Raw genomic sequence first — 17,892 nt, forward strand, 5'->3', positions numbered from 1 at the left:
GTGCGCCCCCTCGTCGCGCTCGGCGTGGCGTCGGTCGCTGTCGGCTTCGTCGCCGCCGTCGACCGCGGGGTCGCGAGCGCGCTGGACCCGTCGACGACCGTCGTCACCCTGATCGGCGCGCTCGGCGCGGTCCAGGGCGTCAGGTACGCGAACGCCCGCCGCGACCGGGAGCGCAGAGCGGCCGACCCCGGTGACCCGGAGCGGCGGGCGCCGGCGACGGTGCCCGGCGCCGACCTCGACGAGCGCGTCGCGCGGGCGACCGGCTCCGCGCTCCGCGGGCACCGGGCCCGGCGGGAGCTCCGCGACCGGACCAGGGAGCTCGCGGTCGCGGCGGTCGCCCGCGACCGGAACGCCTCGACCGAGGCGGCCGCGGAGCTCGTCGAGGGCGGCGAGTGGACCGACGACGCGACCGCCGCCGCGTTCCTCGCGCGGGAGTCGTCGTACCCGGTCCGGATTCGACTTCGGGCGGCGCTCTCCGGACGCTCGCGCTACGGGTTCGGCCTCCGGGCGGCCGTCGACGCGATCGGTCGGCTGGAAGGAGACGAGGAGGGAGGAGGCGACGGGAGGTCGGGGGCGAGCGATGCGTGAGGACGACGGGGGAGCGACGACCGAGCGCAGGGCTCTCCGCGAGGCCGAGACCGGGCGCTGGGACGGAATTCGCGGGGCGGCGCTCGCCCTGGTCGGCGTCGGGGTCGTGACGCGGCGCCCGAGCCTCGTGCTCCTCGGCGCGGTGGGGGTCGGCTACGCCCTGTACGCCGGCGTCGGCGAGGCGCCGGCGGCGACCCTCGACGTGAGCCGGACCGTGAGCGACGCGATCCCCGAACCGGGCGACGAGGTGACCGTCGCGGTCCGGGCGCGCAACGCGGGGGACGCCCCGATCGCCGACCTCCGGCTCGTCGACGGGGTCCCGCCGGGGCTGGCGGTCGTCGACGGCCCAGCGCGGGTCGCGACCGCGCTCCGCCCGGGCGCGTCGGTCGCGTTCGAGTACGTCGTGCGCGCGAGCCGCGGCGAGCACGAGTGGGAGGCGCTCACGGCGATCGCGCGGAACCCCGCCGGGTCGCGCGAGCGGACGACCGAAGTCGACCCGGCCGACCCCGCGCGGGTCGTCTGCACCCCGGAGCTCGCCGCCGGCGGCGACCTCCCCCTCCGCGGGCTGACGACGCGGTACCACGGCCGGATGCCGACCGACGTCGGCGGGTCGGGCGTGGAGTTCCACGCCACCCGCGAGTACCGCCGCGGCGACCCCCTCAAGCGGGTGGACTGGAACCGGCGGGCGCGGACGGGCGAGCTGGCGACCGTGGAGCTCCGGGAGGAGCGCGCCGCGACCGTCGTCCTCCTGATCGACGCGCGGGAGTCGGCGTACGCCGCCGCCGAGCCCGAGGGGCGGACCGCGGTCGAGGCGAGCGTCGGGGCCGCCGGCCGGGCGTTCCGCGCGCTCCTCGACGGCGGCGACCGCGTCGGCATCGCGGCGCTCGGCCCCGTGGACTGCTGGCTCGCGCCGGGCGCCGGGACGGCGCACGCCGCCGAGGGGCGCGAGACGCTGGCGACCGACCCCGCGCTGGCGCCGACGCCGAGCGGGCAGCGGTTCTACCGGTCGCGGTGGCTCCGGCGGTTCCGACGGCGGCTCCCGGCCGACGCGCAGGTGCTCTTCTTCACTCCCCTGATCGACGACGCGGCCGCGTCGCTCGCGCGCCGGATCGACGCGCACGGCCACCTCGTCACCGTCCTCTCGCCCGACGTGACCGCGGGCGGGACCACCGGCGAGCGGCTCGTCCGGTTCGAGCGCCGCGAGCGGCTCCGGGAGCTCCGGTCGGTGGGGATCCGCGTGGTCGAGTGGGACGGGGAGCCGTTCCCGGTCGCGGTCGCGCGGGCGACGAGCGGGTGGTCGCCGTGAGCGGTGGCGGGGCTCACGGCGAGGAGGGCGACGACGGCAACGACTCCGACGATCCCGACGACCAGGACGCGCCGACCGACCGACCCGAGCGCGACGCCCGCCCCCCGGCGCTCGCCGTCGTCCTCAGCCTCGTCGCGGCCGCGGTCGCGAGCCTCGCCGCCCTCCTCGCCGCGCCGCTCGGGGGCGCCCTCCTCGGCGCCGCGACGGTCGCCCTCGCGGCCGGGTCGGTCCGGCGGTCGCACCGCCTCCTCTCGTGGGCGGCCGGGATCGGGCTCGTCGGGCTCGCCGTCGGGGGGTACCGGGGCGGGAGCGTCGAACCGCTGCTCGTCGGCGGGGTCGCGCTCGCGGTCGCGTGGGACGCCGCGGACCACGGGCTCTCGGTCGGCGAGCAGGTCGGCCGCGGCGCCCGGACCCGCCGGAACGTCGCCGTCCACGCGGGGACGACCCTCCTCGCGGGCGCGCTCTCCGTCGGCGTCGTCTACGGCGTCTACCGCGCCGCGGCCGGGTCGCAGCCGGTCGCCGCGCTCGCGCTGCTGCTGTTCGGGGCGGTGGCCCTGGCGTCGGCGCTCCGGTGAGGGGAGGTCGGGCCGGGGCGGGACCGATCGCCTGTCCTTTTGTATCGCCCCGCCGACGGGTCGGTATGGACATCGCAGCGACCCCGGCGATCGCGGCGGCCGCGTTCCCTCCGAGTCACGGTTCCGCGGGGTGGTCGGCGTGACGGACCTCGTGACGTTCGGCGAGACGATGCTCCGGCTCTCGCCGCCGCGCGGCGAGCGCCTGGAGACGGCCCGGTCCCTCGACGTGCAGGCGGGCGGGGCGGAGAGCAACGTCGCGGTCGGCGCGTCTCGGCTCGGCGCCGACGCCGTCTGGCTCTCCAAGCTGCCGGAGTCCCCGCTCGGCCGCCGGGTCGTGAGCGAGCTCCGGAGCCACGGCGTCCGGACCGGCGTCGCGTGGGCCGACCCCGCGTCGAGCCGCGTCGGGACGTACTACCTCGAACACGGCGGCGAGCCGCGCGGGACGAGCGTGATCTACGACCGCGCCGACGCCGCGATCACGACGGTCGAGCCCGGGGAGCTGCCGACCGCCGCGCTGGAGGCGGCCGAGCGCTTCCACGCGACCGGGATCACCCCGGCCCTCTCCGACCGCGCGGCGGAGACGACGACCGCGCTGCTCCGCGCCGCGGGCGAGGCCGGCGCGACGCGCTCGTTCGACCTGAACTACCGGGCGAAGCTCTGGGGCCCCGAGGCGGCGCGGGCGGCGTACGAGGAGCTGTTCGCGCACGTCGACACCCTCTTCGTCCCGCGGCGCGACGCCCGGGAGGTGCTCGACCGCGAGGGCGACGCCGTCGAGATCGCCCACGGGCTCGCCTCCGAGTTCGGCTTCGACGCCGTCGTCGTCACGCGGGGGAGCGAGGGCGCGGTGGCCCTGCGGGACGGGTCGGTGTACGAGCAGGGCGTCTTCGACGCGGAGACGTTCGACGCGATCGGCACCGGCGACGCGTTCGTCGCGGGCTACCTCGCGCGGCGGCTCGACGGCGGGGGCGTCGCGGACGCGCTGGAGTGGGCCGCCGCGGCCGCCGCCCTGAAGCGGACCGTCGACGGCGACCTCGCCGTGATCACCCCCGAGGACGTCGCCGACGTCGTCGGCGGCGCGGCCGGGATCGACCGGTAGCGGTCGGCGTCGCCGCGTCGCGCGCGGCGACGAGCGTTTCTCTCGGATCGGTCGCTCTCGCCGGCGACGACCGTCGGCGAAATCGACGGACGGCGACGTTCGACCGGAAAATATCGAGAACGGGAACTTCGGGGGAACGGTTATCACCCCCCTTCCGGTAGTGATGGCGTATGAGTGGACGGCCCGATCGCGACCGCCGACCCGAGGCGTCGGCGAACCCTGCCCTCCGAAACGGTGAATGCGGCGCAGTCAGAGGCCGCGCGCGCCGGGGAGATGAGCGCTGACCGACCGACCCTCCACGTCGGCGGTCGCGGCGACCTGCCGGACGAACCGTGGACGAGCCTCCCGGACGGGACGGCGCTGACCGAACCGGACGGCGCCGCCGAGAGCGGCGCCGACGCGGCCCGGCCGGTCGTGATCGTCCGCCTCGGAGCGACCGGCGGCGACGCGGGCGGGCGGCTGCGTCGGGTCCGGGAGCGGTTCCCCGACGCGCCGGTCCTCGCGTACACCGCGGACGACGACGCGGACGCCGCGATCGACGCGAGCCGGCTGGGGGTCGAGTACGTCTCCGGGCGGCGGCTGGCGGCCGACGGCGAGACGCTCGCGGAGCGGGCGGCCGAGCTGGCGGAGTCGGCCGCCGAGCCGGCGGGGCCGGCCGGAAACGAGGTCGCGGGGACGGCGAGCGGGGAGGGCGAGGACCCGTTCCTCGAACGCTTCGTCCGGATCACCGCCGACCGGACCGCGGAGCTGGAGGAGAAGCTGGACGCGCTGCTCGACCTCGGCCGCGAGCGGCTCGGCCTGTCGATCGGCTACGCGTCGCACACGACCGACGACCGGTTCGCCGTCCGCCGGCAGCGGGGCGGGGACGAGCTGCTGGAATCGCTGATCGAGCGCGGCGTGATCGACGAGGACGGGACCATGCCGCTGGAGGACACGTACTGCCGGCGGACGGTCGGCGGTGTCGGGGACGACGCCGGGAAAGCCGGCGAGGACCCCGGGAGCGACGGAACCGACGCCGACGGCGGCGTCGTGGCGTTCACCGACCCCGCCGAGGCGGGGTGGGAGGGCGACCCGACCCACGAGCTGTTCGGGCTCGGGAGCTACATCGGCGGCCGGATCGTGGCCGACGGGGAGGTCGTCGGCACCCTCTGTTTCGTCGACGAGTCGAACCGGAGCCGCCCGTTCACCCCCCGGGAGCGGCTGTTCGTCGAGCTGCTCGCCGACTGGCTCGGCCGGGCGTTCGAGCGCCGTGCGGCCCGCGAGGAGCGCGAGGCGGCCGTCGACCGCCTGGAGGACACCCTCGAACGGATCGACGACGCGTTCTTCGCGCTGGACGACGAGTGGCGGTTCACCTACGTCAACGAGAAGGCGGCGGCGCTGCTCGACCGGTCCCCCGGGGAGCTCGTCGGCGAGAACGTCTGGGAGGAGTTCCCCGACGCGGTCGGCGAGACGTACGAGGAGCGCTACCGGCGGGCGATGGCGACCCAGGAGTCGGTGTCGTTCGTGGAGCGCTACGAGCCCCTCGACCTGTGGACCGAGGTGACGGCGTACCCCTCGTCGGACGGGCTGTCGGTGTTCTTCTCCGACGTCACCGACCGGAAGCGCCGGGAGCGGATCCTCGAACGCCTCCTCGGCACCGTCGAGGAGATCCAGCGGGCCGACGACAGGGCGGCGGTCGCCGACCGGCTGATCGAGGCCGCCGACGAGATCCTCGGACACGAGATCGGCGGCGTGCGGCTGTACGACCCCGACGCCGACCGGCTCCGGCTGGTCGCCACGAGCGACGGGCTCGGCGAGGCGTTCGCCGACCGCGGGCCGCGGCCGCCCGGCGAGGGGGTCACCGGCGAGGTGTACGCGAGCGGCGAGCCGTGGGTGTGCGACGACGTCGCCGCGCTGGGCGACGACCGCGACTACCACGAGATGCGCTCGTTCGCGGCCGTGCCGCTCGGCGAGCACGGCGCGTTCGTGGTCGGCGCCCCCGAACCGGGCGCGTTCGACGAGGACGACGTGTCGGTGCTGGAGCTGCTGGCGACGAACGCCGTCGCCGCGATGGACGCCCACGATCGCCGGCGCCGGCTCCGCACCTACGAGGACGCGCTCAAGAACGTCGACGACATGGTCTGCGTGCTCGACGCCGACGGCGCCGTGACGTACGCCACCGAGCCGTTCGCCGAGTGGCTCGGCGCGGACTCGGCGGCGCTCGTCGGGCGGCGGATCCGCGACGCGCTCCCGGCGGCGGACGGCGACCGCGTCGCCGACGCGGTGAACGCGGTCGGCGAGGCCGAGGCGAGGGCGACGGGGAGCGACGCGGGGGAAAACGGGAGCGACGCGGGGATCGAGCGGGTGCGACGGGTGGAGGTCGCCGTCGAGCGCGACGGGCGGCGGCGACACGGCGAGCTGCGCCTCTCGCCGCTGTCCGAGGGGTCGAGCGGGGTCGTCGCGTCGCTGACGGACGTCACCGACCTCCGGCGGACGCGGACGGAGCTCTCGCACGAGCGGGACCGCTTCGACCGGCTGTTCGAGCGCCTCCCGGACCCCGTGATGGAGGTCGCGCTCGAACCGGACGAGACGGTCATCGCCGGGGTCAACCCGGCGTTCGCGTCGCAGTTCGGCTACGACGCGGCCGCGCTCCGCGGGCGGACCATCGACGCGCTCGACATCCGCGACGACCGGCTCGCGGGCCTGGGCGACGAGGCCGGACGCGCCGGCGACGGCGCCGGGCCGACGGACGGGAGCGGCGAGGCGAGCGAGCGGTCCATCGACGAGCGGGTGCGCGACGAGGGGTTCGTCACGACGGAGGTCCGCCGGCGGACCGTCGACGGGCCGCGCGAGTTCCTCTTCCGCGGGTTCGCCTACGAGACCACGGACGGGCGCCGCGCGTTCGGCATCTACACCGACATCACCGACCGGCGGCGCCGCGAGCGGTACTTCCGGGTCGTCAACCGCATCCTCCGGCACAACCTCCGGAACGAGCTGAACGTCGTCTTCGGCTTCGCGAGCGAAATCGCGAACGACGCCGCGGACGAGCAGACCGCCGACTACGCCCGCCGGATCGAGACGACGGGGAAGCGGCTCGCCGGCCTCGCGGAGGGGGCGGCCGAGATCAGGCGCGTCGTCGAGGAGGGGATCGTGAGCGACCCCGACCCCGTGTCGGTGGGGCGGGTCGCCGCGGCGGTCCGCGAGGAGTACGCGGAGCGGTACCCCGAGGCCCGGATCGACGTCGCGGTCCCCGACGACGCCGTCGTCCGCGGCGACGAGCGGCTGGCGGAGGCGATCGGGCACCTCGTCGAGAACGCCGTGGTCCACTCGCGAGGGGACGGGCCCAGAGTCGAGATCGCCGCCGAACGCCACCCGGAGACCGGGACCGTCAGCGTGCGCGTCGCCGACGACGGGCCGGGGGTCCCCGAGGGCGTCCGAGGGGTCATCACGGGCGAGGCGGAGGTGACCCAGCTCAACCACAACACCGGCATCGGGCTGTGGATCGTCGCCTGGATCGTCGAGGCGTACGGCGGCGAGGTCGCCTTCGGACCGGGGATCGACGGCGAGGGGACGACCGTCACGCTGCGGCTCCCGGCGCCGGAGTGAGCGGGGCGGCGCGCCGGGGCGGACCGAGACCGCGTCGCGCGACGCTCCGCGCGTCCGTCGCGGCCTCGGCGCCCGCGTTCCGACCCGTTTATGGTCGCCGCCCCGTCCCGTGAGGGTATGACCGACGACGAGCGACGACGCGAGCTGATCGCCGCGCTCCGCGCGGCCGACGCCGTCAAATTCGGCGAGTTCGAGCTCTCGCACGGCGGGACGAGCGACTACTACGTCGACAAGTACCTGTTCGAGACCGACCCGGAGGCGCTGACGCTCGTGAGCGAGGCGTTCGCGGCCCGGCTCGCCGAGACGGACGCGAAGCTCGCGGGGGTCGCGCTCGGCGCGGTCCCGCTCGTGGCCGTGACGGCCGCCGAGCTGGGCCGCCCGTACGTCATCGCGCGCAAGTCGGCGAAGGAGTACGGCACCGGCAACCGCATCGAGGGTCGGCTCGACGAGGGCGAGGCGGTCGTCGTGTTAGAGGACATCGCCACGACCGGGCGGTCGGCCGTCGACGCCGTCGAGGCGCTGCGGGAGGCCGGCGCGACCGTGGACCGCGTGCTCGTCGTCGTCGACCGCGAGGAGGGGGCCGAGGAGCTGTTGGCCGAACACGACGTCGAGCTGGAGTCGCTGCTGACGGCGACGGAGCTGCTGGCGGAGCGCGACGAGGGGTAGGCGGTCTCCGCCCGGCGTCACGCCTCGGCCGCCTCGACCGTCGGCACCGCGACCCGGTCGAGGACGTCGGCGATCACGTCGCGCTCGTCGGCGTCGTTGACGGCGGCGTCCGGGGTCAGGACGAGCCGGTGCGCGAGCGTCGGCTCCGCGACGCGCTTCACGTCGTCCGGGGTGACGAACTCGCGGCCGGCGAGGACCGCGGCGGCGCGGGCCGTCTCGAACAGCCGCTGGGTGCCGCGGGGCGAGACGCCGACGTCGACGCGGCGATCCTCGCGGGTCGCGCGGGCGAGCGCGGCCATGTATTCCAGGAGGTCGTCCTCGACACGGACCGTCTCCGGCACCTCGCGGAGCGCCGCGACGGCGTCGGGGTCCAGCACGCGCTCGACCGTCGGCGCCCGCTCGGCGCGGCCCGCGCGCCGCCGGAGCAGCTCGACCTCGCCGTCGTCGTCGGGGTAGCCGATCGAGGTCTTGACCGCGAAGCGGTCGAGCTGCGCCTCGGGCAGCGGGAACGCGCCCTCGCTCTCGACCGGGTTCTGCGTCGCGATGACGTAGAACGGGCTCGGCAGCTCGTGGGTGTCGCCGTCGACGGTCACCTGCCCCTCCTCCATCGCCTCCAGCAGCGCGGCCTGCGTCTTCGGCGGCGCGCGGTTGATCTCGTCGGCGAGCACGACGTTCGCGAAGACCGGGCCGGGCGAGAACGAGAAGGAGCCGTCGCGCTCGTCGAAGACGTTGGTGCCGGTGACGTCGGACGGGAGGAGGTCCGGGGTGAACTGGATCCGGGAGAACTCCAAGCCGAGCGCGGTCGCGAACGAGCGCGCCGAGAGGGTCTTGCCGGTGCCGGGCGCGTCCTCCAAGAGGACGTGGCCGCGGGCGAGGATCCCGAGCGTCACGCGGTCGAGGAACTCGCGGTCGGCGACGACCGCGCCGCCGACCTCGTCGACGACGCGCGAGCAGGCCGCCGCGGCTTCGGGGACGTCCATACCGGCCGCACGGGAGCCGCCCCGAAAAGCGTTGCCGGCGGGGGTCCGAGGACGGTCGCGCCGCGGCGACGAGGGGGCGCCGCCGAGGGGGCGCCGCCGGCGATCGAAACGCATAACAGCGGAACCGGCCAACACGGAGGTGAGCCGAGGTAGCCTAGCCTGGCCAAGGCGGTAGATTCGAAATCTACTGTCCATTCGGACACCGGAGTTCAAATCTCCGCCTCGGCGCTTCTCCCGAGTTCCGCGCGTCAAGCCGCGGCGCCGGCGATTTATACGCGACGCCACGCGCGATCAGCCGGCGGCGCCCCGGGGAAAGAGCCATACGTCGCGCCCGTGACCGAATCGTATGTCCGACGCGACCCTGTACGACCGCCTCGGCGGCGAGCCGGCCGTCGGCGCGGTCGTCAACGAGTTCTACGAGCGGGTGCTGGCCGACGAGCGGGTGGCGCACCACTTCGACGACGTCGACATGGCCGACCAGCGGTCTCACCAGACGAAGTTCCTGAGCGCGGTCACCGGCGGGCCGATGGCGTACGAGGGCGACGACATGGAGACGGCCCACGAGGGGCTGGGAGTCACGGAGGACGAGTTCGACGCGATCGCGGCGCACCTCGACGCGGCGCTCCGCGAGTTCGACGTCGCCGACGCGGACCGGGAGGTGGTGATGGAGACGGTCGAGGGGTACCGCGACGACATCGTCGAGGCGTGACCGGCGGGTAGCGGGCGAACGGGAGCGACCGGGAGCGCGAGCGATCCCCTACGACTCCCCGCCCAACGACTCCTGTTCGCCTCCGGCGTCGCCCCGCAGCCGACGCCGGCGCTTGTCGTACGCCGCCTCCAGCTTCGCGTTCGTCGCCCGCGAGACGAGGTAACAGTCGACGTCGTCGCCGTCGCGGGGGTGCGCGCTCGCGACCCAGACGTGGCCGTCCCCCGTCGAGAGGTCGGCCGCCCAGCGCTCCGCGGCCGCGCGGCTCTCGAACGAGTGGCGGGGGCCGTCCTCGAAGACGAGCCGCCCCACCTTGGCGTTTCGCTTGCGCGCCGAGGGCTTCACCGCGACGACGACGCTCACGGGCGTCGTTCGAGCGGGCTCGCTTAAAAACCTCGTCAGACGCTGCCGGTCGGGGCGCGGGACGGCCCAGTCAGGGCGCGGGACGGCCTAGTCGCGGCGCCGGACGGCCTATCGCCGTCGACGGGCAGGGACGACCGGCGAACCGCAAGAATCCAGACCCTCGCCTCCCTACCCGAACTCATGAGCGACCCGGCCTGGTACGAGGACGCGACGATCTACTCGCTCGACGTCAAGACGTTCAACGACGGCGACGGCGACGGGTGGGGCGACTTTCGGGGGGCGACCGAGCGCCTGGACTACCTCGACGAGCTCGGGGTCGACGCGCTCTGGGTCCGGCCGTTCTACCCGAGCCCGCTCCGCGACAACGGGTACGACGTCGCCGACTACTACGGCGTCGACGACCGGCTGGGGAGCCTCGACGACTTCCGCGAGTTCGCCGACCGGGCGCACGAGCGCGGCATCCGGGTGATCACCGACCTCGTCTTCAACCACACCTCGGACGAGCACGAGTGGTTCCGGCGCGCCCGCGAGGACCCCGAGTCGGAGTACCACGACTACTACCTGTGGACGAGCCACCCGGACGACGCCCACCAGCGCGGCAACATCTTCCCGGAGTACGAGGACGGCGTCTGGACCCACGACGAGGTCGCGGGCAAACACTACTTCCACCAGTTCTACGGCCACCAGCCCGACCTCAACGTCGCGAACCCCGCGGTCCGCGGGGAGCTGTACGACGTGCTCCGGTTCTGGCTCGACCAGGGCGCCGACGGCTTCCGGATCGACGCCGCCCACCCGATGCTGATGCCGAAGGGCCACGACGCGACCACCCTCGACGAGACCGACCTCGGCGACGCCATCGAGCTGTTCAGGGAGATGCGGCGGGTCGTCGAGGCGGAGCAGTCGGACGCGGTGTTGCTGGCCGAGGCCGACGACGAGCCGGAGCACCTCGACTACTACTTCGGCGACGGCGAGGCGTTCCACCTGCAGTTCAACTTCGTGATGAACGCGCACCTCACCTACGCGGTCGGCGTGAAGGACACGTGGCCGCTCCGGCGGGCGGAGGAGATCCTGCCGGACGTCTCCGAGGTGGGCGGCTGGGTGAACTTCCTGCGGAACCACGACGAGTGGAACCTGCTGAAGCTCCCCGAGGAGGCGTTCGAGCACGCCCGCGAGTACTTCGGCGACGACGCCGGCGACTCCTGGATCTTCGAGCGCGGCCACCGGCTCCGGCTCGCCGACCTGTACGCCGGCGACCGCGACCGGATCGCCGTCGCCCACAGCCTCCTCTTCTCGTTGCCCGGCTCCGTCGCGCTCCAGTCCGGCGACGAGATCGGCATGGGCGCGGACCTCTCCCTGCCGGAGCGCGAGGCGGTCCGCACCCCGATGCAGTGGGACGACTCGGCGAACGGCGGCTTCTCGACCGCCGCCCCCGAAGACTGCTACAACCCCGTGGTCGACGAGGGGAAGTACGCCTACGATCGCGTGAACGTCGCCGCCCAGCGCGGCGACCCCGACTCGCTGCTCTCGCGGGTCAAGGCGCTCGTGGCGGCCCGCGACGCCTGCCCCGAGATCGCCCGGGGCGACTACCGAGCGCTCGACACCGACCACAAGGAGACGCGCGTCCACCGGTTCGACGGCGACGGTGAGGGAGCCGACGGAAACGAGACCGTCCTGCTCTGCGCGCACAACCTCGCGGACGGGCACCGCGAGGAGGTCGTCGGCTTCGACGTCGACCCGGCCACCGTCGAGCACGTCGTCGGCGACGGCGGGCACTACGTCGCGGAGGGAGGCGTCACGTTCGAGCTCGACGCCTGCGACTACGTCTGGCTGCGCGGCGAGAAGCGGTAGCGACGACGGCGCGTCCGGTCGAGGCGGGGCCCTCGCCGTTCAGTCGTCCGCGATCGCGCTCGGTTCCGCGTCCGCCTCGGCCGAGAGCAGTCGGTCGAGCCCGTCGACCATCGCGACGACGCTGGCGCGGGTGATGTCCGCGTCCGTCGAGGAGACCGAGACGGACCGGTCGCCGCGCGAGAGGTCGACCTCGACGGTGACGACCGCGTCGGTGCCGCCGGTGATCGCGTCGACGTGGTAGGAGTCGAGGTCGAAGGAGACGCCGCCGGGACCGTCGCCCTCGGCGCCGTCGGCGTCGGCGGCGCCGTCGTCCGCCAGCGCGGCCCGCACGGCTTCGAGGCCGGCGTCGACGGGGCCGGCGCCCGTGCCGGAGGCGACCCGCTCCTCGTCGCCGACGCGGAGCCGGACGGACGCGGTGGGGAGGTTCCCCCCGGAGGTGGCCGTCAGGTCGACGAGCTCGACGCGGCGGTCGCGCTCGCGGCCCTGCACGTCCTCGGTGATCGCGAGCAGGTCGGCGTCCGTGACGCGTTTCCCGCGGTCGCCGAGCTCCTTCACGCGGCTCACGACCGCGCTCAGCTCGTCGTCGTCGACCGCGACGTCGTGCTCGGCGAGCGCGGCCTTGACGCCGGCGCGGCCGGCGTGCTTGCCGAGGACGAGCCGGCGCTCGCGCCCCACGGTCTCCGGCGGGTACGGCTCGTACATCGTCCCGTCCTTCAGGGTTCCGTCGGTGTGGATCCCGGACTCGTGGGCGAAGGCGTTGGCGCCGCAGACCGCCTTGTTCGGCGGGAGTGCGACGCCGGTCGCCTCCGAGACGGTCCGGCAGAGCCGATAGAGCCGCTCCAGCTCGACCGTGTCGACGTCGTACGACCGGTCGAGCGCGACGGCGACCTCTTCGAGGGCGACGTTGCCGGCGCGCTCGCCGACGCCCATCACGGTGCCGTGGACGGTGTCGGCGCCCGCCTTCAGCCCGGCGTGGACGTTCGCCACGCCGAAGCCGAGGTCGTCGTGGGTGTGGAGGCTCGTCGGGCCGAGCTCGGCGAGCCGGGAGACGACCGCCGCGGTGCGCTCCGGGTCGGCCGCGCCGACCGTGTCGCAGTAGCAGATCCGGTCGGCGCCCGCGTCGAGGCCCGCGCCGAGCAGGCGTTCGAGGTAGTCGAGGTCGGCGCGCGAGCCGTCCTCGCCGAGCACCTCGACCCAGAGGCCGTGGTCCGTGGCGTACTCGACGAGCTCGACCGTCGTCTCGACCACCTCGTCGCGGGTCGAGCCGACCTTCGTCTCGACGTGTTTGTCCGAGGCGGGCACGACGAGGTTGATCCCGTCGACGCCGCAGTCGAGCGCGTGGTCGACGTCGCGTTTCACCCCGCGGGCGAAGCTCGTCACGGTCGCGTCGAGCCCCTCGCCGGCGACCCGGCGGATGGCCTCGCGCTCGCCCGCGGAGGTGCACGCCGAGCCGGCCTCGATCAGGTGCATCCCCGCCGCGTCGAGCGCGCGGGCGACGTCGACCTTCTCGGCCGGCGCCAGCGAGACGCCGGGCATCTGCTCGCCGTCGCGCAGGGTGGTGTCTAACAGCTGTACCTCGTCGAGGTCGGTGAGTGGTGTTCGGGTCAAAAGGGAGTCCGTCGGCTCTGCGGTGGGTTCGGGGTCGGTGCCGCCGCGGGGCGGTCGTGCCCCGGAGTCGTTATCGTCGGAGAATTTCGCGGCCAGCCGCCGCGAGGCGACTTCCTCTATCCTCCGAACGACCGCGATCGTCGCGTGTCATTCGTGTCCGTGGCGACGCGTCACACGCATATAAACGGACGGGTCGCGACAGGAATGACCGACGGATCGTCGGCGACCGCGGCGGTTCGGCGAGGATCCGTTAACGGAGTTCGTCAGCGAGAGGGCGGCGCGTCGCGCTCGCCGGGAGACCGCTAGCCGAGCAGCGACCGGAACGACCGGCGCCCGACCCCGCACTCCTCGCGGTAGTCGCAGGCGGAACACCGGTCGTCGTCGACGCGCGACGGCGGGCCGTCGATCGCGCGGGCGGCCCGCAGCGCCCGGCGGTAAGCGGCCTTCTTGCGGGTCGTGAGTCGGACCTCGCGCGCGGCGCCGACGCTCGGGTACTCGACCAGCGCGCGCGGCACCTCGCGCTCGCGCTCCCACGCGACCGCCTTCGCGACGGCGACGGCCCTGACCGCCTGTGACCCCCAGACGCCGTTCTCCGGGGGCTCGCCCGGCGAGACGACCGTGGGAAGGGGCGGCTCGTCGTCGCCCGGCGCGTCGGCGGCGGCGTCCTCGCCCGGCGCGTCGGCGGCGGCGTCCTCGCCCGGCGCGTCCGCGGCGTCGCCCCCGGCGCCGAGCACCTTGTGAACCGTTCCGTGACAGTCCTTCCCGGAGACGAACGCGCGCTCGCGAGCGGGGTCGACGAGCCAGTCGTAGTCGTCGCGGCCGCGGAGGCGGTCGAGGTTCCGGCGGTAGGCGGCCGGCGAGCGCCGGATCGGGAGCCGGCGGAGGGTCGCGTCCGGCGCGTCGACGAGCGCGGGGTAGCGATAGGCGAGGTCGATCCGGGCGCGGGCGTCCGGCGGGACCGCCCGGTCGTCCTCGCGGCGCGCGTAGTAGAGCTGTCGAGGGCAGTAGGCCGCGCGAGCGAGGTCGCTGAAAGGGATCACGGAGCGGTTGGGCGCGGTTTCGTACATAAGGAGTCGACTGCGGATAAACGACGAACACCGCCAAAGCCCCGGCCAGCCGGCCGTATGTGGTCGAATCCGGATCCCTAGCGAACACCGCCAAAGCCCCAGCCGCGAGGACGGCGCACGCTCGCTGCGCGCCTCACTCGGTCGCTGACGCTCCCTCGTTGCGGTGCTTGGGTCGCCTGCGCCGTCCTCGCGGCTGCCCCTTTGAGTCCCACCCAACCGCTCCGCACCGCAGCCTCGCGCCTCCCCAGCCTCGGCGGACGGCCCGGCGCGGGCAGAGCCGCGCCGGGCCGCCGCCTCCCTCGCGGGCGGGTCGCGTCCGGCGGACGCGACCCGGCGCGCCCATTCGTCGTTGGGACTCGTGAGCGTACGGTGGTGGTCGAGCGAGAGCGGGGAGGCGACGGACCGCGAAACCGGCTACAACGAGCGGCGATTTACAGGGAGACGTCCGTCTCGATATCCTCGGTCGCCTCTTTCAGGCCGTCCTCGCGGGCGGACTCGGCGTGGGTGCCCTCGATCTCGGCGTCGGTGAGGAGGTCGCGGAACTCGTCGCGGAAGCGGTCGTTCGCCCGCGTGGAGGTCAGGTCGACGCGGGCGACGCGGGCGTACTTCGCGACGACGTCGGGGTCAGTGCCAAGCGCCTCGGCGCAGTCGACGATGGAGCGTCCCTCGGCCGTGAGCGACTTCAGGGCGGCGTAGTCGAACTCGGCGTCGTCGACCTCGCGGTCGGCGTCGCGCACGAGGTGGAGGTCGAAGCGGGCGTCGCGCACGGTGTCGGGGTCGACGTCGACCGGTTCGGGAGCGTCGACCGGTTCGGAGCCGTCGCCGCCGACCTCGTCGGGCGCGCGGACCGCGTCGTCGCCCGCGGCGAGCGCGGCGGCGATCGCCGCGTCGTCGTCCAGCTCGAAGCGTCCGCGGGCGATCCGGGCGTAGGTCGCGTCGTCGAGGGGCGTCGAGAAGTCGTACCGCTCGCGCATCGCGGCGACCAGCTCGCGGACGCGCTCGGCGACGGCGGCCTCGTCGCGGTCGGTGAGGGTCCCGGGGGACTCCGCCTGCCGCTCGGTGACCGTGTCGGACCCGGTGGTCTCGACGAAGATGTCGCGGAGCTCGGCGGTCTTCTCGTCCATGGGCTCCCCCCTACGCGTTCCCGATAGAAAAGCCTCGCGTCCGATTTCGGCCGGCTCGGGCGCAGTCGCTCCGGATCGGCGACGGGAGGCGCGGCGGCCGGTGGACGCCGTCCGGCCGCGGGCGCGTCGTCAACCAGTATCTTCAAGTTGGTTTACGAGCCTGTCACGGACATGGCAACCAACACGGAGTCGGTGGATCTCGTCGGCGACGAGGCCGCGACGAACCTCGCCCGCGCGGCGCTGTTCGCCGCGCTCGTCGGCGCGTTCGCGTACGTCTCCTTCCCGTTCCCGGTGTCGCCCGCGCCGGTCACGCTACAGGTCCTCGGCGTCTTCCTCGCCGGGATATTCCTCGGTCCCGTCTGGGGCGGCGCGGCGCTCGTCCTGTACCTCGCCGCCGGCGCGCTCGGCGCGCCGGTGTTCGCGGGCGGCTCCGCGGGCTTCGGAGAGCTCGTGGGCGGGACCGCCGGCTACCTCTGGTCCTACCCCATCGCGGCCGCGCTCGTCGGCGCGATCGTCCACCGCGGCGGCGACATCCGCGACCTCGACGGCGTCTCCGTCCCGGTCCTGGTGGGCGCGATGGCCGTCGGCACGGCCGTCGTCTACGCGATGGGCGTCGCCGGCCTCTACCTGGTGCTGGAGCTCACCCCCGCCGAGGCGTTCGTCCAGGGCGCGGCCGTGTTCCTCCCCGCGGAGGCCGCGAAGATCGCCGCCGCGGTCGGGATCGTGCGCTCGGACGCGATCGCGGCCGCGTGAGGCGACGCCGTGAGCGATTCCGAGGTGACCGCGTGAGCCTTCCCGAGGTGGCGCCGTGACCGACCCGGAGGCGACGCCGTGATCGACGTCGACGGCGTCACGTGTCGGTACGGCGGGACGGGCGCCGGGGAGCGCGACGGGGGCGGGGTAGTCGCCGTCGACGACGTCTCCCTCTCGGTCCCCGACGGCGAGTTCCTGGTCGTCGCGGGCGCGAACGGCTCCGGGAAGACGACGCTGGTCCGGACGTTTAACGGGCTCGTCGAGCCGGACTCGGGGTCGGTCTCGGTCAACGGGACCCCCGTCGGCGACGACCTCGTCGCCGCCCGGACCGCGGTCGGCATGGTGTTCCAAGAGCCCCGCGACCAGTTCGTCGCGGCCACCGTCGGCGCCGACGTCGCGTTCGGCCCGGAGAACCTCGGGCTCTCGCACGCCGAGATCGACCGCCGGGTCGGGGCCGCGCTCGACGCCGTGAACATGGGCGGGCGCGGGGACGACCGGATCGCGTCGCTGTCGGGCGGCGAGCGCGAGCGCGTCGCGATCGCCGGCGCGCTGGCGATGGAGCCGGACCACCTCGTCCTCGACGAGCCGTTCACCGGGCTCGACGAGCCGGCCCGGCGGTCGGTCGTGGACGGCCTGCGAGAGCGCCACCGCGCGGGGACGGGCGTCGTCGTCGTCACCCACGACCTCCGCGACGTGCTCGGGCTCGCCGATCGCGTGGTGGGGCTGTCGGACGGCCGGATCGCGGTCGACGCGCCCCCGGACGCGGCCGTCGCTGACCTCCCGGGACTCGACGTGCGGGTCCCAGAAGGCGCGCTCACGGACCGCGGCGGTGACCACGTCCCGGCCTCCGACCCGTGACCCTCTCGTACGCCCCCGGCGACTCGCTCGCCCACCGGCTCGACCCGCGGTCGAAGCTCCTCGTGCAGGTCGGGTTCGCGGCCGCGGCCTTCGCGCACACGACGCCCCGCGGGCTCGCGGCGCTGACGGTCCTCGCCGCGGGCTGCCTGCGGGCGGCCGGCGGCGGCCCCCGCGACCTGTGGGCGTACCGGGTCGCGCTCCCGTTCCTCCTCGTCGCCCCGGTCGTGGCGGGCGCGACGGTCGGCGACCCCTGGTTCCGCCTCGACCGCGCGGCCGACACGGCGCTGGCGAGCTACCGGGTCCTCCTGGTGCTCGTCGTCGCCGCCGCCTACGTGCGGTCGACGCCGGTCCGCGACTCCCGGGCGGCGGTCCAGTACGCGGTCCCCGGCAGGCCCGGGCGGCTGCTCGCGGCCGGCGTCGCGCTCGTGTTCCGGTTCCTCCCGCTGCTGAAGCGCGACCTGCTGACCGCGCGCGACGCCATGCGGGCGCGCCTGGGCGACGAGCTACCGGTGCGGGACAGGATGCGGATCGTCGCCGTCGCGGGGATCGACCGCGCGTTCGGCCGCGCCGACCGGCTGGGAACCGCCCTCGCGGCCCGGTGTTTCGCGTGGAACCCGACGCTCCCGCGGCTGGCGTTCGGCCGGGGGGACGCCGTCGCGCTGGCGGTCGGAGTCGGCCTGCTCGCGGCCGCGCTGACCGGCGTGATCTGACGGGGACCCCGCGATCGATCGGGGCCAGAGACCGGGCCCGGAGACCGGACCGATCCCGC

General features: G+C 74.7%; 16 protein-coding genes and 1 tRNA gene. 12 read left to right on the plus strand and 5 right to left on the minus strand.

Features of this window, described 5'->3' with window-relative positions; all coding sequences use genetic code 11:
• The 6 genes from ACFQMF_RS09685 to pyrE all read left to right on the plus strand — a co-directional run bounded on the left by ACFQMF_RS09685 (position 1) and on the right by pyrE (position 7,816).
• Positions 1–588 carry a DUF7269 family protein gene (locus ACFQMF_RS09685; RefSeq protein WP_256408889.1) on the plus strand — a complete coding sequence of 196 codons (588 nt, stop codon included), beginning with the start codon at positions 1–3 and terminating at the stop codon, positions 586–588.
• On the plus strand, positions 581–1,894 hold the full coding sequence (locus ACFQMF_RS09690; protein WP_256408890.1) for a DUF58 domain-containing protein: 1,314 nt from the start codon (positions 581–583) through the stop codon (positions 1,892–1,894). Before ACFQMF_RS09685 ends, ACFQMF_RS09690 begins: the two co-directional genes overlap by 8 nt.
• Complete coding sequence (locus ACFQMF_RS09695) at positions 1,834–2,469, plus strand: DUF7519 family protein (protein WP_256408891.1); 636 nt, start codon at positions 1,834–1,836, stop codon at positions 2,467–2,469. Before ACFQMF_RS09690 ends, ACFQMF_RS09695 begins: the two co-directional genes overlap by 61 nt.
• Positions 2,470–2,599: 130 nt before the next feature.
• On the plus strand, positions 2,600–3,565 hold the full coding sequence (gene kdgK1, locus ACFQMF_RS09700) for a bifunctional 2-dehydro-3-deoxygluconokinase/2-dehydro-3-deoxygalactonokinase (RefSeq protein WP_321169219.1): 966 nt from the start codon (positions 2,600–2,602) through the stop codon (positions 3,563–3,565).
• Positions 3,566–3,838: 273 nt separating this feature from the next.
• Positions 3,839–7,150, plus strand: a complete 3,312-nt coding sequence (locus ACFQMF_RS09705) for a PAS domain-containing protein (protein ID WP_256408893.1) — start codon at positions 3,839–3,841, stop codon at positions 7,148–7,150.
• 117 nt (positions 7,151–7,267) lie between these two features.
• Complete coding sequence (gene pyrE, locus ACFQMF_RS09710) at positions 7,268–7,816, plus strand: orotate phosphoribosyltransferase (protein WP_256408894.1); 549 nt, start codon at positions 7,268–7,270, stop codon at positions 7,814–7,816.
• 17 nt (positions 7,817–7,833) lie between these two features.
• On the opposite strand, the gene ACFQMF_RS09715 is transcribed toward pyrE, so the two are convergent.
• Complete coding sequence (locus ACFQMF_RS09715; protein ID WP_256408895.1) at positions 7,834–8,796, minus strand: AAA family ATPase; 963 nt, start codon at positions 8,794–8,796, stop codon at positions 7,834–7,836.
• 143 nt (positions 8,797–8,939) lie between these two features.
• On the opposite strand from ACFQMF_RS09715, the gene ACFQMF_RS09720 reads away from it, so the two are divergent.
• Together ACFQMF_RS09720 and ACFQMF_RS09725 are read left to right on the plus strand one after the other, a co-directional pair.
• Positions 8,940–9,024: transfer RNA gene (locus ACFQMF_RS09720), tRNA-Ser, on the plus strand.
• A 118-nt stretch (positions 9,025–9,142) separates the two neighbouring features.
• On the plus strand, positions 9,143–9,505 hold the full coding sequence (locus ACFQMF_RS09725; RefSeq protein ID WP_256408896.1) for a group I truncated hemoglobin: 363 nt from the start codon (positions 9,143–9,145) through the stop codon (positions 9,503–9,505).
• 48 nt (positions 9,506–9,553) lie between these two features.
• On the opposite strand, the gene ACFQMF_RS09730 is transcribed toward ACFQMF_RS09725, so the two are convergent.
• Entirely contained in the window at positions 9,554–9,865 is a 312-nt protein-coding gene (locus tag ACFQMF_RS09730; RefSeq protein ID WP_256408897.1) for a DUF8081 domain-containing protein, read from the minus strand.
• 180 nt (positions 9,866–10,045) lie between these two features.
• Between ACFQMF_RS09730 and ACFQMF_RS09735 the strand changes: the two genes are divergently transcribed.
• Positions 10,046–11,713 (plus strand): alpha-amylase family protein, encoded by a 1,668-nt coding sequence (locus ACFQMF_RS09735; RefSeq protein ID WP_256408898.1) that lies wholly within the window; start codon positions 10,046–10,048, stop codon positions 11,711–11,713.
• 39 nt (positions 11,714–11,752) lie between these two features.
• Here ACFQMF_RS09735 and ACFQMF_RS09740 read toward each other — a convergent pair whose 3' ends face one another.
• The 3 genes from ACFQMF_RS09740 to ACFQMF_RS09750 all read right to left on the minus strand — a co-directional run bounded on the left by ACFQMF_RS09740 (position 11,753) and on the right by ACFQMF_RS09750 (position 15,512).
• Positions 11,753–13,321 (minus strand): (R)-citramalate synthase, encoded by a 1,569-nt coding sequence (locus ACFQMF_RS09740; protein ID WP_256408899.1) that lies wholly within the window; start codon positions 13,319–13,321, stop codon positions 11,753–11,755.
• Between the two features lie 302 nt (positions 13,322–13,623).
• A complete protein-coding gene (locus ACFQMF_RS09745; RefSeq protein ID WP_256408900.1) occupies positions 13,624–14,361 on the minus strand; it encodes a hypothetical protein in 738 nt (245 codons plus the stop codon).
• Between the two features lie 458 nt (positions 14,362–14,819).
• Positions 14,820–15,512, minus strand: a complete 693-nt coding sequence (locus ACFQMF_RS09750) for a hypothetical protein (protein ID WP_256409055.1) — start codon at positions 15,510–15,512, stop codon at positions 14,820–14,822.
• A 171-nt stretch (positions 15,513–15,683) separates the two neighbouring features.
• Here ACFQMF_RS09750 and ACFQMF_RS09755 point away from each other — a divergent pair, with 171 nt between their 5' ends.
• From ACFQMF_RS09755 to ACFQMF_RS09765, 3 genes are all read left to right on the plus strand, one after another.
• Entirely contained in the window at positions 15,684–16,265 is a 582-nt protein-coding gene (locus tag ACFQMF_RS09755) for a biotin transporter BioY (protein ID WP_256409056.1), read from the plus strand.
• 78 nt (positions 16,266–16,343) lie between these two features.
• Positions 16,344–17,123 carry an energy-coupling factor ABC transporter ATP-binding protein gene (locus ACFQMF_RS09760; RefSeq protein ID WP_256409057.1) on the plus strand — a complete coding sequence of 260 codons (780 nt, stop codon included), beginning with the start codon at positions 16,344–16,346 and terminating at the stop codon, positions 17,121–17,123.
• Entirely contained in the window at positions 17,120–17,833 is a 714-nt protein-coding gene (locus ACFQMF_RS09765; RefSeq protein ID WP_256409058.1) for an energy-coupling factor transporter transmembrane component T family protein, read from the plus strand. Before ACFQMF_RS09760 ends, ACFQMF_RS09765 begins: the two co-directional genes overlap by 4 nt.
• The last annotated feature ends 59 nt before the right edge of the window (positions 17,834–17,892 follow it).

Source organism: Halorubrum rutilum (genome assembly GCF_042665015.1).
GTDB lineage: Archaea > Halobacteriota > Halobacteria > Halobacteriales > Haloferacaceae > Halorubrum > Halorubrum rutilum.